Below are 18,604 nucleotides of genomic sequence, written 5' to 3' on the forward strand. Positions count from 1 at the left end.
CCCTCGGAACAGAAAATAATAATTTCTAGAAATCACAGTTTAACTGTGTCTAATTTTTAATTATTTCCCATAGATTTTTATCTGTGGATGTCGTAGTAAGAGTGAGCGACCTGCCCGGACGACGCACCCTCTGCGGATGACCTCCCGGCACAACAGCTACTTCTCCGTCTTTCGGTTCACGCACACCACAATGACATTCATCAGTTCGTTACTGCACGGTATCGCGCTCGCCGCCGACATGGCGTGGGAAACGTGGTGGGCACTCGTCCTCGGGTTCACGCTCACGGGTGCCGTCGAGGAGTTCGTCACCGAACGGCAGATGACGCGCTACCTCGGCGACGACGGGTGGCGGGAGGCCGGTCTCGGGACGCTGTTCGGGATCGCCTCCTCTAGCTGTTCGTTCTCCGCCGCTGCGACCGCGAAAACCCTGTTCAAGAAAGGTGCATCGCCCGTCACGAGTCTCGGCGCGTTCCAGTTCGCGGCGACCGACCTCGTGGTCGAACTCGGCCTCGTGATGTGGATACTGCTCGGCTGGCAGTTCGTGGCCGCCGACTTCGTGGGCGGCCTCGTCGCCGTCGCCGTTCTCGTCCTCATCTATCGGCGCGTCCCCGATAGCTGGTTCGAACGTGCACGCGAGCACGTCCGGAAACTCGACGGCGTGACCTGTGCCGCCTGCGGTATGGACGCGCCGCCCGAGGACGATGATACGGTGACGCTCGAAACCGAAGGAAGAACCCGATATTTCTGCTGTTCGGGCTGTCAGTGCGTGTACGAGAACCGTGATCACGAGAATCACGACGAATCACCGTCGCTCACTTCCCGAAAAGCGTGGGAGCGCGCCGCGTCGAGCAGCGTGAAGGAGTGGGACATGCTCTGGGAGGACATCGCCATCGGATACGTCATCTCCGGGCTCATCGCGGCGCTCGTCCCGAAGACGTGGTGGGCCGCGCTGTTCGGCACGGGCGAAACCGGGTTTTTCCACGTCGCGTCGAATTCCGTCCTCGCAGTGATAATCGGCGTCGTCACGTTCGTCTGCTCGGTCGGGAACATCCCGTTCGCGCTTGTCCTCTGGCAGAAGGGAATCGCCTTCGGGAGCGTGCTGGCGTTCATCTTCGCCGACCTCATCATTCCGCCACTCGTCAACGCCTACCGAAACTACTACGGCGACCGCATCGCGGCGACGTTGTTCGCCGCGATGTTCGTCGCCAGCGTCGTCGCTGGTATCGTCGTCCACTACCTGTTTTCGGGGCTCGGACTGATCCCGCCCCAGGGCGTCGTGAGCGGCACCGCCCCGGACGACTACACGTTCGTCCTCAACCTCCTGGTCACCCCTGTGTTCCTCGCACAGGTGACGGTCTCGTACGGCCCGGAGCGCGTCAAAACGCTCTCGACCGACCTGCCGGGAATCGCCGCTCGGAAATGGCGTGACCTCCGGCGTTCCGTGGGGCTCGTCACCGATGCCTGTCGCATCGTCGCGTCGGCGACGACGACCGACCTAGGGAGCGAGGCGTGGCGGGCCGGAACCGCGCTACGGAAGGCGGGAAAACAGATCGTTCTCGCCGTCGGTCTCCTCGGCGAGGCGCTTCGCGGCTTCGCCGATTCGCTGTCACGTGCGGGAACCAAACTGCGGGAAGCCTACGAGGCACTTCGATGATCCAGAAAAAATCCCTGTCCCCCCTCGCGTTCAGCGCGCTCGTCGCGGTGGCGCTCCGCTACGTCTCCGAATACCTGCGCCTGCTCGGTGCGCGGGCGTGGCTGGTTGGTCTGTTCGGGAGCGCCGCGCTGGCCCTCCCGTTCGTCGTCCCGACGATCCGGACGAACGTGCGCGACGTGGTCGATTCACGACCCTCGCTCGTCCTCGGATCGCTGAGCGTTGGCGGCGGCCTCCTGTGGTTATCGGCACCTTACTTCGGCGCGATTTCGCTCGGCCAACGGAATTTCGGACCGTGGGTGTGGGTGCTGGTCGGACTCCTCTTCCTGTGCTTGCCGCGACTGGAAACCGGCGGCCTCGTCGAATCGATCCACGCTCCCGGCGACCCGACGGAGCGTGGATGGTCGGGTGCGAAACGCCGCGTCGTCCTCATCGGCGCGGTCGGCATCGCAGTCGGCCTGTTCGCGGGCGCGCCGGATTTCCTGCCGGGCTATCAGGTGCTCGTCGCGCTCGCGGCGACCCTCGGCGTGGTGGCGACGGTCGTGAGCGGCCTTCGGGACGAGAGCGGAGGTTCCGAAGGACGGTTCCGGACGTTCACCGACCCGCCGTCGATCTCGGACGTTCGATCCGCCCTGCACGACGTTCCGCCGCGATTGCGCTCCGTGCTGATCGGCGACGCCCTGGTGCAGTTCGCGGTCGGCATGGTGGCGTACTTCCTCGTCGTCGCCGTCGTCCACCACCATCGACTGCACGCGGACTTGCTGGTCGTCGAGTTCCCTCCCGAAGCGACCTTCGGACTCCTGCTCGCCGTCGAAACGGCCGTCGCGCTGTTCGGTACTCCCGTCACGACGTGGCTCGCGGAGACGACGAGCGCGAAAACTGTCGTCGCGGGCGGACTGCTTTCGGTCTCGTTGGTGCCGCTCTCCGTCATCAACGTGCCCAGATTCGGCGTGGCGTTCGTCTCGTTCGCGTTCCTCGGCGGCTATCTGGCGTGCCGTCCCACCCGAGAACGACTAGTGGGAACGGTCGCCCGCACGCACGACCTGTTCGACACCTATCGCGTCGCACGGCGGGGGGCCGTCGTCCCCGCGCCGCTTCTCGGCGGGATGCTCTACGGCTTCAATCCCGAATTCGCGTTCGGGTTCGCCTCCTGCGTCGGCCTGCTCGGCTGTTGGGAGTTCCTGCACTCGATTCGGGGGGCTGGCGCGTGAATGACGGACGAACGACCAGGGGGAATTCGACGGTGGGTAACGACCGTCAACCATCGGGACATCGGCGTCCTCTACCTCATCTTCGGCACGTGCTCGGGACTGCTCGGCGGCGTGGACGCGATGATGATCCGCACCGACGCGCTCTCGCCGCGCCCGGGCGTCTGGAAGACCGGCACGTACGACGCCCTGTTCACGACCCACGGGTTGACGATGCTGTTGCTGTTCGCCGGGCCGGTAATCTTCGGCGTGGCGAACTACTTCGTCCCGATCCTCGTCGGCGCGGACGACATGGCGTTTCCCCGCATCAACGCCGTGGGCTTCTGGGTGCTGCCGCCCGCCGCCCTGCTGATGCGGGCGGGAATCGTCACCGACTTGCTCGGGTTTCCCGACACCGGCGGTCCGCTCGCGACGGGATGGACGCTGTACCCGCCGCTCTCGACGGCCATGCCGAACCCGGACATCGACCTCGTCCTCCTCGGCCTCCACCTGTCGGGGCTGGGAACCATCATGGCCGGAATCAACGTCGTCGTCACCATCTTCGTCTCGCGGGAGGTGTCGTGGGCCGAGTTGGACATCTTCTCGTGGACGATGCTGGTGACGGGCGGTCTCGTGATCTTCGCGTTTCCCGTGCTCGGGAGCGCACTCGTCATGCTCCTGTGCGACCGCAACCTCGGCACGACGTTCTTCGCGACGCCCGGCGGCGGGCCGATGCTGTGGCAGAACCTGTTCTGGTTCTTCGGCCATCCCGAGGTGTACATCCTCGTCCTGCCGCCGATGGGACTGCTGAGCTACATTCTGCCGCGGTTCGCGGGTCGGCGGCTGTTCGGCTTCCGCTCGGTGGTGTACTCGACGCTGGCCATCGGCGTCCTGTCGTTCGGCGTCTGGGCCCACCACATGTTCGCCACCGGAATGGACCCGCGACTACAGGCCAGCTTCATGGCTGTGACGCTCGCCATCGCCGTCCCGAGCGCCGTCAAGACGTTCAACTGGATGGCGACCCTGTGGAACGGAACCCTCCGCCTCGACGCGCCCTTGCTGTTCTGTCTCGGCGCGATAGCCAACTTCGTCGTCGGGGGCGTGACCGGCGTCTTCCTCGCCGCGATTCCCGTCGATCGGGTGCTCCACGGCACCTACTACGTCGTCGGCCACTTCCACTTCATGCTCGTCGGCACGAGCGTCTTCGCGCTGTTCGCCGCCTGCTACTACTGGTTCCCGCTGCTGACCGGGCGGCGCTACGACCCGTACCTCGCCAAACTCCATTTCTGGCTCTCGGCGGTGGGCGTCGCGGTCACGTTCTCCGTCCTCCTCGTGCTCGGCATGGACGGTTTGCCGCGGCGAATGGCGACCTACCCTCCGCGATTCGCGCCGCTCCAGATGGCCGCGACCGTCTGCGCCTACGTCCTCGGGGTCGGCCAACTCGTCTGGCTCTGGAACATGGTTCGCTCCCTGCTGTGGGGGGAACCGGCGGGAGACGACCCGTGGAACTGCCGCGAACTGAACTTCCCCTCGCCCGAGTGGGAGTGGTTCGCGGAGCACCGCCGGTAACCGAACGCTCGATCAGACCGCCAACTCACCCATGACCGTCTACGAAACCTCGATTCCCGGCGTCGGCCGGAAGTACGAACTCGACTGTGGAACGAACCGCCTCGTCGTCCTCCTGCGCCACGACGGCGAGCGCGAACTGTACCGGCGAATCGACGACGACCACGAGAAACTGCTTGACCTGCCCGGCGGGGACGCCCGAAAGCTGGCGACGATCCTCGCTGGGGGTTACTTCCAACCCGTCGAACCCGAGAGCGTGGACCTGCCGCTCGGCGACGCCATCATCGAGTGGGTGGACGTGACGGCGGCGTCGCCCATCGCCGACTCGACGCTCGCCGAGGCGGGTATCTGGGGCGAGACGGGCGCGACCGTCATCGCCGTCCAGCGCGGCAGCGACACCCATCCGTCCCCGGACCCGGCGTTCGAACTCCGTGCGGGTGACGCCCTCGTCGCTATCGGTACCCGCGACGAACTGGCGACGCTCGCGGGACTCGCCGAACGATGACGCCGTTCGCGGAAATCGGCATCGTGCTCGCCGCCGTGGCGGTCGCGGGGGCGGTCGCGGTCCGGACGGGCCAATCGGTCATCCCGGCCTACATCCTTGCGGGCGTCGTCGTGGGGCCGAGCATCCCGACCCACGTCGCGGGAATCGGGATCGCAGTCGTATCGAAGACGGAGTTCATCGGCGTGTTCGCCGACCTCGGCGTCGTCCTCCTGCTCTTCTTCCTCGGCCTGCACGTCGATGTTGAGCGACTCGTAGACGACTGGAATCGCGTCGTCGGAACGGGCGTCGTGGACTTCGCGTTCAACTACGCCGCCGGTCTCGCGCTCGGATTCCTGTTCGGGTTCTCGCTCGCCCAGACGCTGGTAGTCGCTGGCGTCGTCTACATCTCGTCCAGCGCCATCGTCACCGAGTCGATGCTGAACAACGGGTGGATCGCGGGCCGCGAGAGCGCCCCGATTCTCGGGGCGCTCGTCTTCGAGGACGTCGTCATCGCCGTCTACATGGCGCTGCTCTCGTCGCTCGTCCTCGGCGGCGGGTCGCCCGTTGCGGCCGTCCTCACGCTCGGAAAGGGATTCGGATTCCTCGGGGTCGTCGCCGTGACCGGTTGGGTCGGCACCGAACCGCTCGAACGCCTGTTCGCGTCCCGGTCGGACGAACTGTTCGCGCTTCGTCTGCTCGGCGTCGCGGCCGTCGTCGCGGCGGCCGCCGCGACGTTCGGCCTCAGCAAGGGTATCGCGGCGTTCTTCGTCGGCGCGGCGCTCGGCCAGACGGATCACGAAGCGCGTATCGAACGAACCCTCGAACCCGCACGCGACCTCTTTTCCGCCGTTTTCTTCTTCGCCATCGGACTCGTCACGAAGACCTCGGTCCTGGCCGACGTCCTCCCGCTGTTGCTCGCCGCGCTGGTCGTCACCATCGCCAGCAAGCTCCTGAGCGGGTACGTGAGTGGCCATATCTACGACCTCGACCGCCGCCGCTCGCTCCGCGTCGGCGTCGGTCTCGTCTCCCGCGGCGAGTTCTCGCTCGTCCTCGCCACGCTCGCGGGGAGCGCGAGCGTGGGCATGGGGTTCGTTCCCGAGTTCGCCGTCGGCTACGTGCTGGCGACGAGCGTCCTCGGGACGTTGTTCGTGCGCCACGAACCGAGTCTGGTTCGATTGCTGTCGCGGTTCGGCCACGTCCGGTAAGCAGGCCGGTCGCGGGTTCGACCCCCGCGCGTGGCCCTTGGCGGCCCTGCCGCCAGTGAAAATCCTATGGAGGCTAGCGGAACTCACTCCGGTGTACAGATTTGCCCCCAGCCCCTCGCGGGTATGACGGGGTTCAAACGGGACCTCTTGTTGACGGTCGCCGCCTGTCGGGCACCAATCCCTACGGGAAGATCATCAAACAGGAACTCGAAGACCACTACGGAGAACCGATCAACCACGGCCGTCTCTACCAGAATCTGGAGGAACTGGTCGAGGCGGACCTCGTGACGAAACTCCCGCTCGATGGGCGAACGAACGTCTATCGGCTCACCGACGGTGCCGAATCGCAGCTACGCGCCCACCGTCGGTGGGAGGACGAATGTTTGCTCGCCGTGACGGAGACCTCCGCCGAATCATGAGCAAAGCCGTCGCACTCTCCGTCCTGCAGTTGCTCGCGCTCGCGATCCCGCCGATCGCAGTGCTCATCAAGATGCTCCGACAGTCGGAGAACCTGTCGTGGCGCTACCGAAAGTGGAGTTTCGGACTCGCGCTGTCGAGCATTACGCTGTTCCTCGCGTCCGGCGTCGCCGTGCTGGCGTACCTCTCGATGAGTTTCCCGTTGTCGCCGCTGCTGAAAATCGCGTTGATGTTCTCCCTGCTCGGCCTCGTGCCGTTCGCGCTGTTCACCGGCGTGTTGTACAAGGAGCACAAGCTGACCTTCGGTCCGTGACTCGGTCGCCGACCGAACCGCGATCAAACCGACTACCGACACGAAACCCATGTCAAACACAGACCATACCACTGCTGATGCGGAATCGACTTCCAGAACTGACTCCCAAACCGCAACCGACTTCGGCGAAACCCTGAGCGCCTACCACGATTCGATTCAGGACGTGTTCTCCGAAGCACACGAGAAACTGGACGACCTGCTCTCGGAAATCGAGGACGAGTTGGCGGGGGACGACGATGCGTAGCGAACGCGATGGTGAACGGATCTATCGAGACGACCGCGACGGAGGGACGCTGGTTCGAAAGCGAACCGGTCCCCGATGCGGCGTCTGGGTCGGCCACTACGCCAGCGACCCGACGAGCGACGCGCTGGAGATTCGGAACGTGTGGGCGGACGAACGCCGAACCCGAGTCACGATTCCGGTGGACGCGGTGACGGACGTAATCGCCGCGCTCGAATCACGAATCTGATCGAGCGGAGACGCGACACACGAATCGGCGACGAACGACGCGATTTTGGAGATCAGAATGGAACTCATCGACACGATACGAACCCTGTTCAGCGACCTGCAACGTGATTCGAACGACAGTTACTTCACCGTCTCGGCCGCCACGCCGAAATCATCGAGCGGTTCGAAGCCGACGAACGCTTCGAACACCTCGAAGACGTCGTCCGACGGGACGTCGAAGGCCGAGTGGCGCTCGGTGGAGTCACCGACGGACAAGACGCTCATCGGCGTCACGACGACGACGGAAGGACCGTTCGCCGTCGGAACCGGCGGGAACGTCCTCACGAAGCGCGACGGCGAGTGGCGCTTTGCGATTCGGGACGGTCCGGCCACGCGGGAGAACACCCTCACCTGCGTCGACGTCACCGACGACGGCACGCGAATCTGGTTCGCGGGGTCGTCGGGCGCGCTCGGCTGTTACGACGCGACCGAGGGCAAGAAGTACGATTACAGCGCACCGAAGGAGAAGACGAGCACGTGGGAGGCCATCGCGGTGTCCGGAAACGCGGGGAGCGAACTGATCCGCGTGGCGAACGGCTCCGGCGAGGTGCTCCCGGTGACGGTCGGCGAGCACGGCTGTCGTCGTGGGGCGAGGTGGTCAAGCCGGGCAGCGGCTCGACGATTCCCGCGCTCGATTTCGGGAGCGAGGGTGCCTACGCCATCGACACGAGCGGCAACGTCTTCGAGGAAGGCGGTGACAGAACCGAGAGCGACGGAGACGGGAACAACGACGCTGACAACGGTTGGACGGACATCGGCGTGAAGAACGCGCAGGTGAACTTCTTCGATGTGCTCGCCGGTGACGGGAAACTGCTCGTCACGGGCAGCGGCGGCCGCGTCTATCGCTACGACCGGCCCTGTGAGAACTGGACGCCCGTCGATGCTGGCAAGGGCGCACTCCACGGCATCGCCGAAGACGAATCGACGCTCGTCGTCGTCGGCGCGAGCGGTCGCGTCTACGAGCGGTTGCCCGGGGAAGGCTGGACGCAGTCGCCACGCGGTCGAGGACGATTTACGGGACGTGACGCTCGGCGACACGGACATCGCAGTGGGCGCTGGCGGGGCCATCATCGAACGATGAGCGGGTCGCATACCTACGAACGAACGACGCGCCGGACGCGGACCCGCGAACTCTACTGGTACGTGCTCGCAGCGTACCTGCTCGCGGTTGGATCGGGTATCGCCGGATTCCTCGCCCTCGTCGCCTTGACGAACAAACTGACCATCATCAGCGTCGGTGCCATCGCCATCCTCGTCGTCCTCTCCCTTCTTAGTCTGGCGACGTTTCCCGCGCTGTATCGGGACGCCGCCTACTTGCGAACCACGACCGAGTGGAAGCCGACGTGGTGGTTGTACGTCGTCGGCGGTGGCGTGACGCCGATCATCGGTTACTTCACCGGCGGCGCGCTGTTCGGCCCGCGAATCAATCTCCTTCTCTCGGTCCTCTCGTGGGTGGGGAGCGTCTCCTCGATGTGTGTCGTCTACCTGTATCGTCGGCACGCCGCCGTCGGTGTGCGTGATCGATTGCGAGCGGACCTGACAAAATCCGGGCTTCGAGTGCTTTCAGACACCAAAAATCGGCAACACGATCGAAACGAGGTACCATACAATGTCGAAAGCAGACCGATTCAGCACGGACGTACCGACTTCCACACCACACCAACACCGTTGGACCCCCGGCAGCGGAAACACGTCGTCGCGGCTCGCTACCTGCCGTAACGAAACCTGTGACAACGAACACGTCGACCGGGAGTTCGCCCGTATCCTCGGCGACGAGGACGGGAACGTCTACGCCTGCCCCGAGTGCACCTCGTGGACGGCCCTGCGACACGGCGCGGCCGCGAAACCGGACTTCGAGGCCCGCGTTCGCCACGAGTGGCCGGACCACGGAGTCAACAGATGAGTATCGACACGAAATCAATCCCCCTCACCCGACTCGACCGGTCGCTCGACCGGACGACTGCCGTCGTCGTCTCGATGGTCGTCCTCGACGTGCTCTGGTGGACGCTGATCTACACCGGTCGCGTCCCCATGCCGGGGATGATGTGGCTGATGAAATCCGGGATTCCGATGGCCGCCCCCGGGGCGATGGAGGCGGCCGTCTCCCACGCCGGGACGCTCGGCGCGGTTCTCGGCTACGTCGTCATGTGGGGCGTGATGATGTGGGCGATGATGTTCCCGCCGATGACGCGGTTCACGCGCGATTACGCCGACGCACTCGACGGCCGGGTCGGAACGGTCACGGCGACGGTCGCCGCGTTCCTCACCGCCTACAACGTCGTCTGGGCGCTGTCGGCCACCATCCCGCTCGCCGTTCAGGCGATCATTCCGGGCGGTATCTACGGCTTTACCGAGACTCACACCACGTTCGTCATCGGGAGCGTGCTCGTTCTGACCGGTTGCTATCAGCAGACCGCGTTCAAACGCTCGCGGCTACGAACCTGTTGTTCCCGCGTCGCTCCGCACGAGGCGAACGTCGCTCGCGGCTTTCGAACGGGACTGAAACACGGCGTGAGTTGCATCCTCGTCTGTTTGGGACCGTTCTTTCTCCTGATGCCGTTTTTCGGGGAGATGAACTTCTTCTGGATGGTCGCGCTGACGACGGTCGTGACCGTCGAGCGCCTGCCAGCGTCGTGGGGCAGGGAGTTCTCGACGGCGACGGGAATCGTCGCGCTCGTCGCCGGACTCCTCGTCCTGTTCCTCCGGCCGTCGCTCCCCATCGTCTTCTCGATGTGACGCCGGGCCACGACGTCACGTCGGCAACCACCGCACCACCATCCGTCACGTCCACAGCCACCACATCACCGTCCGTCACATCGTGCGGAGCGATTCGGCGACCGAATCCATCGCCTCGTCGGCCGTCGTCACGTCGCCAGTGAGACTCAGGAATCCGTGCGTCATTCCCGGATAGTGGTCGTGTTCGACCGCTACTCCGGCGTCGTCGAGTCGCTCGGCGTAGGCGATTCCCTCGTCACGAAGCGGGTCGTGACCCGCTGTCACGACCGTCGCGGGCGGTAACCCCGAGAGGTCATCGGCGAGGAGCGGCGACGCGAACGGGTTCCTGCCGTCGACGGGACTGCGGAGGTAGTGGTCCCAGAACCACTCCATATCCGCGCGGGTCAACAGCGGGCCGTCCCCGTTCTCGTCGTAGGAGTCGGTGTCGAAGGCGTGGTTCGTGATGGGATAGAGGAGGCTCTGACGTGAGAGCGTCGGCCCGTCGAACTCGCGGGCGTGCAGTGCGACGACGGCCGCGAGGTTGCCGCCCGCGCTCGTTCCCGCGACGCCGAGGCGGGTCGGATCGCCGCCGAACGTCGCCGCGTGTTCTGCCACCCAGTCGAGCGCGGCCACGGCGTCGTCCACTCCTGCCGGAAACGGGTGTTCGGGCGCGAGTCGGTAATCCACGGAAACGACGGCGCAGTCGGCGCGGTTCGCCAACTCGCGGCAGACGCCGTCGATGGAGTTCAGCGTCCCGAGCGTCCACCCGCCGCCGTGGTAGAACACGACGACCGGCACGTCCCGTGCGTCCGGTCGATACACCCGAATCGGGATTTCGCCGCGCGGACCGGGAATCGAGAGGTTTCGAACGAACTCGACGGGGCGGCGGTCGTCGGGGGTGAACACCTCGTCCTCGACGCGACGCGCGCTTTCAACCGACAGCGCGTGCCACGGCGGCACGCCGGTCGCTTCGATTCGGTCCACCGCATCACTCATCTCGTCGTCCATATCGAACTTCTCCTAGCATTGGAGTTATACTTTCAGCCTTCGAAAGGGGAATCATGTCACTCGAAGTGCGAACCCGTGACGCGACGACGGACAGCCTCCGTCGGCTTCGACACGCATACGGCATGTTCCCCGTCCACGACGAGCGAGTCGAAAACGACCCCGATTACTTCCAACACGGCCGAGAGAAGGCCGAAGACGGCTGGCTCGGCTCCGCTGGCGTCTGGGTTTCGGACGCGGACGACCGAGTCGTGCTGATTCGGCACCCGAAAGCTCCCGACGCGTGGGGCGTCCCCGGTGGCGGCCACGAACCCGACGAAACGCTCTCCGAGACGGCCCACCGTCAGGTGCGCGAGGAGACGGGGCTCCACTGTCGCCTGACCGACGTGCTCGGCGTTCGGCGGAAAGAGATTTCGACGGAAACCGATTCGGACGAGCGAATCTTCGCGCTGTTCGTCCTCTTTTCGGGCGTCTGTGTCGGCGGCGAACTGGAAGTCGGCGACGACGTCCTCGACGCTCAGTGGTTCGATTCGCGCCCGGACGACGTCCTCGACTTCATCGAGCCACAAGTCCAGCGCTGGTGGTGGTAGGGGGGACGAGTCGCCGGTGCGCGTACAATCAAGTGCTCGTCGCCGAAACGTCCGGTATGGATACGGGTGCCGACGACGCCAGACGACGTGACGACGCCGACCCGCTCTCACACCTCCGGGAGCGATTCGTGGTGCCGGACGACGAGTTGTACATGGACGGGAACTCGCTCGGCGTGTTCTCGACGGATGCGGAGGGGGCGCTATCGAACGCTATCGAGGAGTGGCGGGAACTGGGTATTCGCGGTTGGACGGACGCGGACCCTGACTGGTTCCACTACGGCGAGCGATTGGGTGACCGCCTCGCGCCGCTCGTCGGTGCGGACGAACGCGAAGTCGTGGTTGGCAACTCCACGACGGTCAACATCCACGCGCTGTTTTCGACGTTTTACGACGGCGGGGAGGTCGTCGTCAACGAACTCGACTTCCCGACCGACCACTACGCCATTCGAGCGCGGATGGCGAATTTGGGACTCGACCCGGACGAACACCTCGTCGTGGTCGAAAGCAGGGACGGACGTACCATCGAGGCGGAGGACGTTATCGACGCGCTCTCGGACGAGACGTCGATTTTGTTCATGCCGTCGGTGCTCTACCGGAGCGGCCAGTTGTTCGATATCGAGCGATTGACCGCGGTCGCACACGACCACGACGCGCTGGCGGGGTTCGACCTCGCTCACTCGGTCGGGGCCGTCCCACACCGACTTTCGGACTGGGACGTGGATTTCGCCGTCTGGTGTAGCTACAAGTACCTGAACGCCGGGCCGGGTGCGGTCGCTGGCCTGTACGTCAACGAGCGCCACTTCGGAACCGAACCCGGATTGGCCGGTTGGTGGGGTCACGACAAGGAAACCCAGTTCGAGATGGAGACGAAGTTCACGCCCGCCGACGATGCTGGCGCGTGGCAGATCGGAACGATACCCGTCTTCAGCGCCGCACCGCTCTGGGGGTCGCTCGAACCGTTCGAGGCGGTCGGCATCGATGCGGTACGCGAGAAATCGTTGGCGCTCACGGAGTACCTCATCGAACTCGTCGACGACCTCCCGGAGTACGAGGTGGGAACGCCGCGCGACCCCGAACGACGCGGTGGCCACGTCGCGGTCGAACACGAGGAGGCGTACCGAATCGGGGAGGCGCTCAAGGAACGCGGCGTCGTCGTCGATTTCCGCCCGCCGAACGTGATTCGGATCTGTCCGGCACCGCTGTACGTCCGTTTTCAGGACGTTTGGCGGGTGAACGAACATCTGAACGAAATCGTCGAGACTGGGGAGTACGAGTCGTTCGATCGTCGCAGTGGTGGTGTCACGTAGCCATAGGACGTATTACGGTTGCTGGCAATCGTTTTCGTATGAGTACGATAGCGGAAATAGAACTCCCCGCGAAGGAGTTCGCGCTCAGAACTGCGCTGGAGCGTACCTCGAACGCCGAATTCGACGTGGTTCGTGTGGCGGCACACGATTCCGACCACGTCATGCCCTACCTCTGGGTGTCGGCGGACGACATGGACGCGCTGGATTCGGCGCTCCGAGAGGACAGGAGCGTCGAGGAACTCACCCTCATCGAAGATCTCGACGATGAACGTCTATATCGGATGCATTGGGTGGACCAGATTCACGTCGTCATCCACATCCTCGTCGAGGAACAAGCGACCATCCTGAACCTACACGGCAAGGATGACCGCTGGCGCCTTCGAATTCTGTTTCCCGACCGAGATTCGCTGTCGGCGACGTACGATTTCTGTCAGGACACGGGTCTCTCGATCGACGTGCGAAACATCTACGAGATAAGCGACACCCGCCACGGACTGTATGGGTTGACCGAGGAACAACACGAGACGCTGATGATGGCGCTCGAAGGGGGGTACTACGACGTCCCACGCGAATCGACGGCCGACGATCTCGCGGACAATCTCAGTATCTCCCATCAGGCGGTGTCCGAGCGACTCCGCCGCGGGCATCGAAGCCTCGTGAAAAACGCGCTCGCGGTGTCGCCGAACGACGGTCGGGACTGATCAGGCGTTGTTCATCCGGCGGGCGGTTTCCTCGCCGCACACCGTACAGACGGTGATTCGGTACGGCTCACGCGAAAACGAACTGTGTTCCGCCTCCTCGTTTTCGGTGCGGATTTCGACGCTGACAGTGTGCGGTGTGTCCGTCGCACAGGTCCGACATCCCTCGACCCGATCCCCGTTCCCTCGTGTTTTTGAGGTCATTGTCGCCCCTCGACGCTTTTCCGAAAGGCGAGACAGTCGAGCCAAAGGTCCGTGACCCCGTCTGTGGCCGTTTCGTTTTCGTGCTGCGGTGTACCGTACAGTCGCTCGGGGTCGGAATCGGCATCGACCTCGTGCTGCGGGTCGCCGTACAATCGGCGTTCGTCGTCCGTCTCTCCCGGAGTCCCTCCCACCGACATCGTAGTCATATTTTCACCTCTATTGAAACGAAGTGGCTCCCGTCGGAGGTGACTCTTGCCTGCCTCAGCAAGCGGATAAAGAGGGGTTCCGTTCGAGAACTGACCGAAATCGAAATCAGTTGCCGCCGAAGACCGATCCGAGTTGGTCGCGCCACTCGTTGAGTTCCTTCATCTCGCTCTCGATGGATTCGATGTCCGCACGGAGCGTCTCGATCTTTTCGTCCATTCGCGTTTCCGCGGCCGAAACGGAACCGGAGAGTTCGGACACGTCGTTCGAGACCGATTCGATTTCGTCTTCGAGCGATCCGACGGTTTCGAAGTCGTCTCGAAGTTCTTCGATCTCCGCTTCGATCGACCCGATCGCTCCGAAGTCGTCCCGTAGGTCTTCGAGTTCGTCGTCCAAGGCCGAAGCCTCCTGCGTGTTCGTCGCGACGAGGTCCTCCAGATCGTTCAGTTGTGATTCGAGGCCATCGAGGTTCGACCCGACCTCGTCCAACTCCTCGACGTCCGATTCGAGGTCTTCGAGGTCGGATTGAAGCCCCGTTTCGAGATCGTCGAGGTTCGTTTCGAGATCGGCGACGCGGGCACGGGCCTGTGCGCCTTCGTCCTTCGCGCTCTCGATATCGTCGCCCATCTCGCCGAGTTCCTCGCGCACCGATTCGACTTCGCTCTCGAAATCCTCGATGAGGGTCTTTGCCGTTCCGTTGTCGTCGATGAACTCCTCCAGCGCTTCGGTGTAGGCCGCGAGGTCGTCCACGCGCGACTGCAGGTGACGGATTCGGACGTTCGTGCTCTCGGGCGTGTCCAAATCGAGTTCCTGCTGGATGAGCGAGAGATCCTCGGAGTCGACCGCTCCCGCGCGAATCTCGTCGGCGAGCGCGGCGGCGACGCTTCCGGGGCGTGGCGGCGAGGCCGTCTGTTCCTCGCTCGTCTCGACCGGCGCTTCGAGGATATCGTCGTCGGTATCCGACGCCTCGAATTCGTCCGCCTCGTCTACCGTATCCGTGAACAGGGAATCGTCCCCGTCGTCATCGGAGACCTCGGACTCGTCCTCGTCGGTGCTGGCGTCGGAATTCGTCTCGACCGTCTCGTCGAGCGGGTCGGCTTCGGCGTCAGCGAGCGGGTCAACCTCGGAGTCCGCTAGCGGGTCAGCCACGGTCTCAGCAAGTGGATCGCTTCCCATGTCGGCGAGCGGGTCCGCGGGTTCGTCCGACGCTTCGGTTTCGTCCGCGTCGTCGTTTAGCCCCGGAAGTCCACCCTCTCCGCGATGACGTCGCGGACGACCTGGCTGCTGTCCTCGGAGACGATGTCTGTGATGGTGTGTTCCTCCATGCGCTCTTCGCCGTCGGGTTCGGCGTCGCCGGTGACCGGGGTGACCTCTTCGAGTTCCGGTTCGATGAGGAAATCCTCGGCGTCCGACCAGTCCGAAAGTCGAATTCCGTACACCGTCGTCAGCGACTCGTTCGGTTCGAGCGTCCGCTCGAACTGAACGCGGTGGTCCTTGTAGGCCGTCCAGTTTTCGTTCTCGTACTCGGGGTGAAACCCGACGTTGTCCATCGGGAACTCGTCCGGAATTCTATCGGTGATGCGGACCGTCACCGCATCGTCGTGGTCCGACCGGAGTTCGAACCGAATCGCCGGGACGGCGAACTCATCGCCGTCGAACGATTTTTCGATCGTGACCCCACTCTCGGACTGTGAGAGCACTTCGTTCCCGCTGCTGAAATCACTCATACTGTGCACATCCAAGAATGGATATATAAATCATACGCCGATGGACTTATCGAAATTCTAGTACTAAGAGGAATTCTACTACCAGACAGAACACAACGCAATTTTATTAACGCTGTTTTACGGTCGTTATGGGGACTATATTCGAATTTGATGCACCATGCAACTCGAAATCATGTTGTATCAGTCAATGACAGACAGTCGAATAGTAATCCTATCCGTATCAGACACTTCGAATCCGCGTTCGGTCGGCGTCGTGGCGATTCCCCGTTCGATACAACGCTCCCGTATCCTTTCGAGTGACTTTCGGTCGGGGACCACCAGTTCGAACCACGCCAAGCCCCGTCCCGTCGCCGGTTCACTCCGTCCGTTCCACGTGTTCATGCCGACGTGATGGTGGTAGCCGTCGGCCGCGAGAAAGAGCGCGGACGGGCCGAACTCCTGTCGAACTCGCAACCCCAGCGTCCCGGCGTAAAACACCCGTGCGGCGGGAATCGACGAAACTTCGAGATGGACGTGTCCGACGACCGTCTCCGGTGGGACCTTCCCCTCCTCCGTCGATTCCGTTCGGAGTTCATCGATATCGAGCGGAAGCGTGTCCATCTCGACGTGGCCGTCCCCGTCGGTCGGCCACCCCTCGCGAGGGCGGTCACGATACACTTCGACGCCGTTGCCTTCCGGGTCCGTGAGGTAGAGTGCTTCGCTCACGCGATGGTCGGACGCACCGCTTAGCTCCCATTCCTCCTCGATACGCACGAGTACGTCGGCCAGGGCACGTCGTGATGGAACCAGAAACGCCGTGTGGAACAAGCCCGTTTCGGGTGCCGTTCGCGGCGACGCGTCGGAGTCCCCCACGAGTTCGAGCAGTGGCCGTCCTCCTGCGCCGAGAACGACGGTTCCGCCGCTCTCACGCTGGCGTTCGAGACCGATCACACTCTCGTAGAATCTGCTCGTTCGGTCGATGTCGGTGACGCGTAGCGCGACACGACCGACCCTCGTTTCCGGAACTATTTCGAACTCCGTCCCAGTCATCCGAAGGAACGAACGGGCGAGAAGACCGTGGCTCTTGCGAAACGAGCGGTTTATTCCTCGTCTTCGTCGTCAGTTCCAGTCGTGTCTTCGTCGTGGTCGCCGGACGGTTCGTCCGAGATGTCCTCGACTTCGATACTCACGGGTTCCGTTTCGGACACCTCGTCGTTCAGGTGGTCGTCGAGGTTGAACACGGTGTTGAGTTCCCGTTGAACTTGGTCCACGATGCCGCCGACGAGTTCGCTCGGTGCGATTGCGGTATACTCGTACGGGTTGTTTCCGGCACCCGAACTCTCGCGTTTCTCGCGCGCGACGTTCTCCTCCTCGTGGAGTTCGGCGAGCGACTCGCGTACCGTGCTCGGGTACAGGCCCGTTCCTTCGGCGATTTCCTCGCTCGTGCTTCCCGGATTCTGCCGGAGGTAGACGTAAATTCGGGCGCGGGTCTCCGTGTCGAGCACCCACGAAAGGAGGTCCACGATTCCTTGGTCGAACCCTTCGACGCCCGGTCGGCCTCCTCGTTGAGGCGCTTGCGACCACGCGACAGTGGTTTTTCCTCGTCTCCTTCCTCCTCCATCTCGTCCATACCGCTCGTATCGACGGGAATCTCGTCGCCGGTATCCTCGATCTCGTTTCGTTCGTTGTCAGTGTCGTCCCCAGACATGTCGTTCCCAGAAGGACAAAAGTCGGTAGCGGGTAAAAAACTTGCTTACAACAGAAGCGATTCGCACAGCGCCTCGAAGCTCTCCTGCTCGTTGAGTCGCCGTTGACGCGCCGCACCGCTTTCCCCGTCGAAGATGTCGCCGATTCCGGAGACGCCGAGACGGTCACATTCCCGTTCGACCACTTCGCCGAGCGAGATTTCGCCGTCACAGTCACGATTGATGAACGACGCGTCGTGCCCGTAGCGGAGCGCGCGCCACTTGTTCTCGTCCAGCAGTTCGCGTCGGTGTCGGTACCCGGACTCGCCGTCCTCGTAGCGTTCCACGAGGTCAGTGACGAGTGCGTGGGTGTACTCCACGAATGCGAGCACGCGCTCCGGGTCGGCCTGCCCGTCCGGCGTGCGGACTTCGACCGTGCCGTGACCCGAGTGCGGGCGCACGTCGTACCAGAGTTCGCCGCGGTCGTTTATCGATCCGGTTTCCACCATCGTCCGCTCGAACTCCGAGAACGCCTCGTAGTCCTCGAAGTACGTCGGCATGCCGGTGTTCGGCAACCCTTCGAATATCTTCGCCCGTGCCGATTGGAGGCCCGTATCGTAGCCGTCCCAGTACGGCGAGTTGGCCGACAGCGCCAGCATGACCGGGAGATACCAGCGAATCTCGTTCGCCACCCAGACGGCCGCGTCGGCGTCGTCTACCCCGACGTGGACGTGCAGACCCGCCGTAGTGTTGCGGTGTTGCGGGTACTGGATTCGGTCCAGTTGTGCCCGATATCGCGGCTTTTCAGCGTGGTCCAATTCGCGCCACTTCGCGCCGGGGTGGAGTCCCGCCGCCGCGATACCGTAGCCGTTCGTCCTCGCGTGTTCGACGAGTGCCTCCCGAACCGCACGGACATCGTCCTCGACGTCGGACGGCGCCGTCTTCGGCGTCTGTGTCTCGATGACGCATTTGAACAGTTCGTGATCCAGTCGCCCCTCCAGTATGCCCGGCGGGTCGGTCTCGTAAACGAGTTCGTCGGTACCCGCGGTTGGGACACCTCGGTCGTTCACGACGTAGAACTCCTCTTCGACGCCGAGCGTGCCCATGTCGGTGAAATTCTCGGCCGAACCCAAATCCATTTTTCGAGAGTTAGCCACCA

General features: G+C 63.7%; 21 protein-coding genes and 1 pseudogene. 14 read left to right on the forward strand and 8 right to left on the reverse strand.

Annotated elements, in window-relative coordinates; all coding sequences use genetic code 11:
- Positions 1-190 precede the first annotated feature (190 nt).
- The 11 genes from A4G99_RS00115 (at position 191) to A4G99_RS00170 (ending at position 10,067) form a co-directional block, all read left to right on the forward strand.
- Positions 191-1,654, forward strand: a complete 1,464-nt coding sequence (locus A4G99_RS00115; RefSeq protein ID WP_082837650.1) for a permease — start codon at positions 191-193, stop codon at positions 1,652-1,654.
- Complete coding sequence (locus A4G99_RS00120; RefSeq protein ID WP_066137816.1) at positions 1,651-2,862, forward strand: hypothetical protein; 1,212 nt, start codon at positions 1,651-1,653, stop codon at positions 2,860-2,862. Before A4G99_RS00115 ends, A4G99_RS00120 begins: the two co-directional genes overlap by 4 nt.
- Positions 2,863-4,407, forward strand: a complete 1,545-nt coding sequence (locus A4G99_RS00125; protein ID WP_082837637.1) for a cbb3-type cytochrome c oxidase subunit I — start codon at positions 2,863-2,865, stop codon at positions 4,405-4,407.
- 31 nt (positions 4,408-4,438) lie between these two features.
- Positions 4,439-4,909 (forward strand): cation:proton antiporter regulatory subunit, encoded by a 471-nt coding sequence (locus tag A4G99_RS00130; RefSeq protein WP_066137822.1) that lies wholly within the window; start codon positions 4,439-4,441, stop codon positions 4,907-4,909.
- Entirely contained in the window at positions 4,906-6,093 is a 1,188-nt protein-coding gene (locus tag A4G99_RS00135; protein ID WP_066137829.1) for a cation:proton antiporter, read from the forward strand. The genes A4G99_RS00130 and A4G99_RS00135 overlap by 4 nt, the downstream gene beginning before the upstream one ends.
- Positions 6,094-6,194: 101 nt before the next feature.
- Positions 6,195-6,512: a helix-turn-helix transcriptional regulator gene (locus A4G99_RS00140; protein WP_223301505.1), complete on the forward strand. Its 318-nt coding sequence runs from the start codon at positions 6,195-6,197 to the stop codon at positions 6,510-6,512.
- Positions 6,509-6,823: a hypothetical protein gene (locus A4G99_RS00145; protein ID WP_066137831.1), complete on the forward strand. Its 315-nt coding sequence runs from the start codon at positions 6,509-6,511 to the stop codon at positions 6,821-6,823. Before A4G99_RS00140 ends, A4G99_RS00145 begins: the two co-directional genes overlap by 4 nt.
- A gap of 49 nt (positions 6,824-6,872) precedes the next feature.
- The gene (locus A4G99_RS00150) at positions 6,873-7,067 is read left to right on the forward strand and encodes a hypothetical protein (protein ID WP_066137833.1); all 195 of its coding nucleotides are present in this window, start codon (positions 6,873-6,875) and stop codon (positions 7,065-7,067) included.
- Entirely contained in the window at positions 7,060-7,293 is a 234-nt protein-coding gene (locus A4G99_RS00155) for a hypothetical protein (protein ID WP_066137837.1), read from the forward strand. The genes A4G99_RS00150 and A4G99_RS00155 overlap by 8 nt, the downstream gene beginning before the upstream one ends.
- Before the next feature lie 632 nt (positions 7,294-7,925).
- On the forward strand, positions 7,926-9,050 hold the full coding sequence (locus tag A4G99_RS00165; protein WP_150122990.1) for a hypothetical protein: 1,125 nt from the start codon (positions 7,926-7,928) through the stop codon (positions 9,048-9,050).
- A gap of 180 nt (positions 9,051-9,230) precedes the next feature.
- Positions 9,231-10,067: a DUF2182 domain-containing protein gene (locus A4G99_RS00170; RefSeq protein ID WP_066137846.1), complete on the forward strand. Its 837-nt coding sequence runs from the start codon at positions 9,231-9,233 to the stop codon at positions 10,065-10,067.
- A gap of 75 nt (positions 10,068-10,142) precedes the next feature.
- On the opposite strand, the gene A4G99_RS00175 is transcribed toward A4G99_RS00170, so the two are convergent.
- Positions 10,143-11,054, reverse strand: coding sequence for an alpha/beta hydrolase (locus A4G99_RS00175; protein WP_066137849.1), 912 nt, complete (start codon positions 11,052-11,054; stop codon positions 10,143-10,145).
- 53 nt (positions 11,055-11,107) lie between these two features.
- Between A4G99_RS00175 and A4G99_RS00180 the strand changes: the two genes are divergently transcribed.
- The 3 genes from A4G99_RS00180 to A4G99_RS00190 are packed head-to-tail and all read left to right on the forward strand — an operon-like array spanning position 11,108 to position 13,649.
- Positions 11,108-11,641: an NUDIX hydrolase gene (locus tag A4G99_RS00180; RefSeq protein WP_066137854.1), complete on the forward strand. Its 534-nt coding sequence runs from the start codon at positions 11,108-11,110 to the stop codon at positions 11,639-11,641.
- A gap of 56 nt (positions 11,642-11,697) precedes the next feature.
- A complete protein-coding gene (gene kynU, locus A4G99_RS00185; RefSeq protein ID WP_066138126.1) occupies positions 11,698-12,948 on the forward strand; it encodes a kynureninase in 1,251 nt (416 codons plus the stop codon).
- 38 nt (positions 12,949-12,986) lie between these two features.
- Complete coding sequence (locus A4G99_RS00190) at positions 12,987-13,649, forward strand: helix-turn-helix domain-containing protein (protein ID WP_066137858.1); 663 nt, start codon at positions 12,987-12,989, stop codon at positions 13,647-13,649.
- Here A4G99_RS00190 and A4G99_RS00195 read toward each other — a convergent pair whose 3' ends face one another.
- The 7 genes and pseudogenes from A4G99_RS00195 to A4G99_RS00220 all read right to left on the reverse strand — a co-directional run bounded on the left by A4G99_RS00195 (position 13,650) and on the right by A4G99_RS00220 (position 18,584).
- Positions 13,650-13,850 (reverse strand): hypothetical protein, encoded by a 201-nt coding sequence (locus A4G99_RS00195; RefSeq protein WP_066137869.1) that lies wholly within the window; start codon positions 13,848-13,850, stop codon positions 13,650-13,652.
- On the reverse strand, positions 13,847-14,056 hold the full coding sequence (locus A4G99_RS00200; RefSeq protein ID WP_066137875.1) for a hypothetical protein: 210 nt from the start codon (positions 14,054-14,056) through the stop codon (positions 13,847-13,849). Before A4G99_RS00200 ends, A4G99_RS00195 begins: the two co-directional genes overlap by 4 nt.
- A gap of 106 nt (positions 14,057-14,162) precedes the next feature.
- The gene (locus A4G99_RS00205) at positions 14,163-15,230 is read right to left on the reverse strand and encodes a hypothetical protein (RefSeq protein ID WP_223301506.1); all 1,068 of its coding nucleotides are present in this window, start codon (positions 15,228-15,230) and stop codon (positions 14,163-14,165) included.
- Positions 15,231-15,286: 56 nt separating this feature from the next.
- Positions 15,287-15,781: a hypothetical protein gene (locus A4G99_RS26390; RefSeq protein WP_223301507.1), complete on the reverse strand. Its 495-nt coding sequence runs from the start codon at positions 15,779-15,781 to the stop codon at positions 15,287-15,289.
- 180 nt (positions 15,782-15,961) lie between these two features.
- On the reverse strand, positions 15,962-16,810 hold the full coding sequence (locus tag A4G99_RS00210; RefSeq protein ID WP_066137878.1) for a VOC family protein: 849 nt from the start codon (positions 16,808-16,810) through the stop codon (positions 15,962-15,964).
- Between the two features lie 50 nt (positions 16,811-16,860).
- A pseudogene (locus A4G99_RS00215) lies at positions 16,861-17,468 on the reverse strand (winged helix-turn-helix transcriptional regulator).
- A gap of 45 nt (positions 17,469-17,513) precedes the next feature.
- On the reverse strand, positions 17,514-18,584 hold the full coding sequence (locus A4G99_RS00220; protein ID WP_066137882.1) for a glutamate--cysteine ligase: 1,071 nt from the start codon (positions 18,582-18,584) through the stop codon (positions 17,514-17,516).
- Between the last annotated feature and the right edge of the window lie 20 nt (positions 18,585-18,604).

This window comes from Haladaptatus sp. R4, from assembly GCF_001625445.1.
GTDB lineage: Archaea > Halobacteriota > Halobacteria > Halobacteriales > Haladaptataceae > Haladaptatus.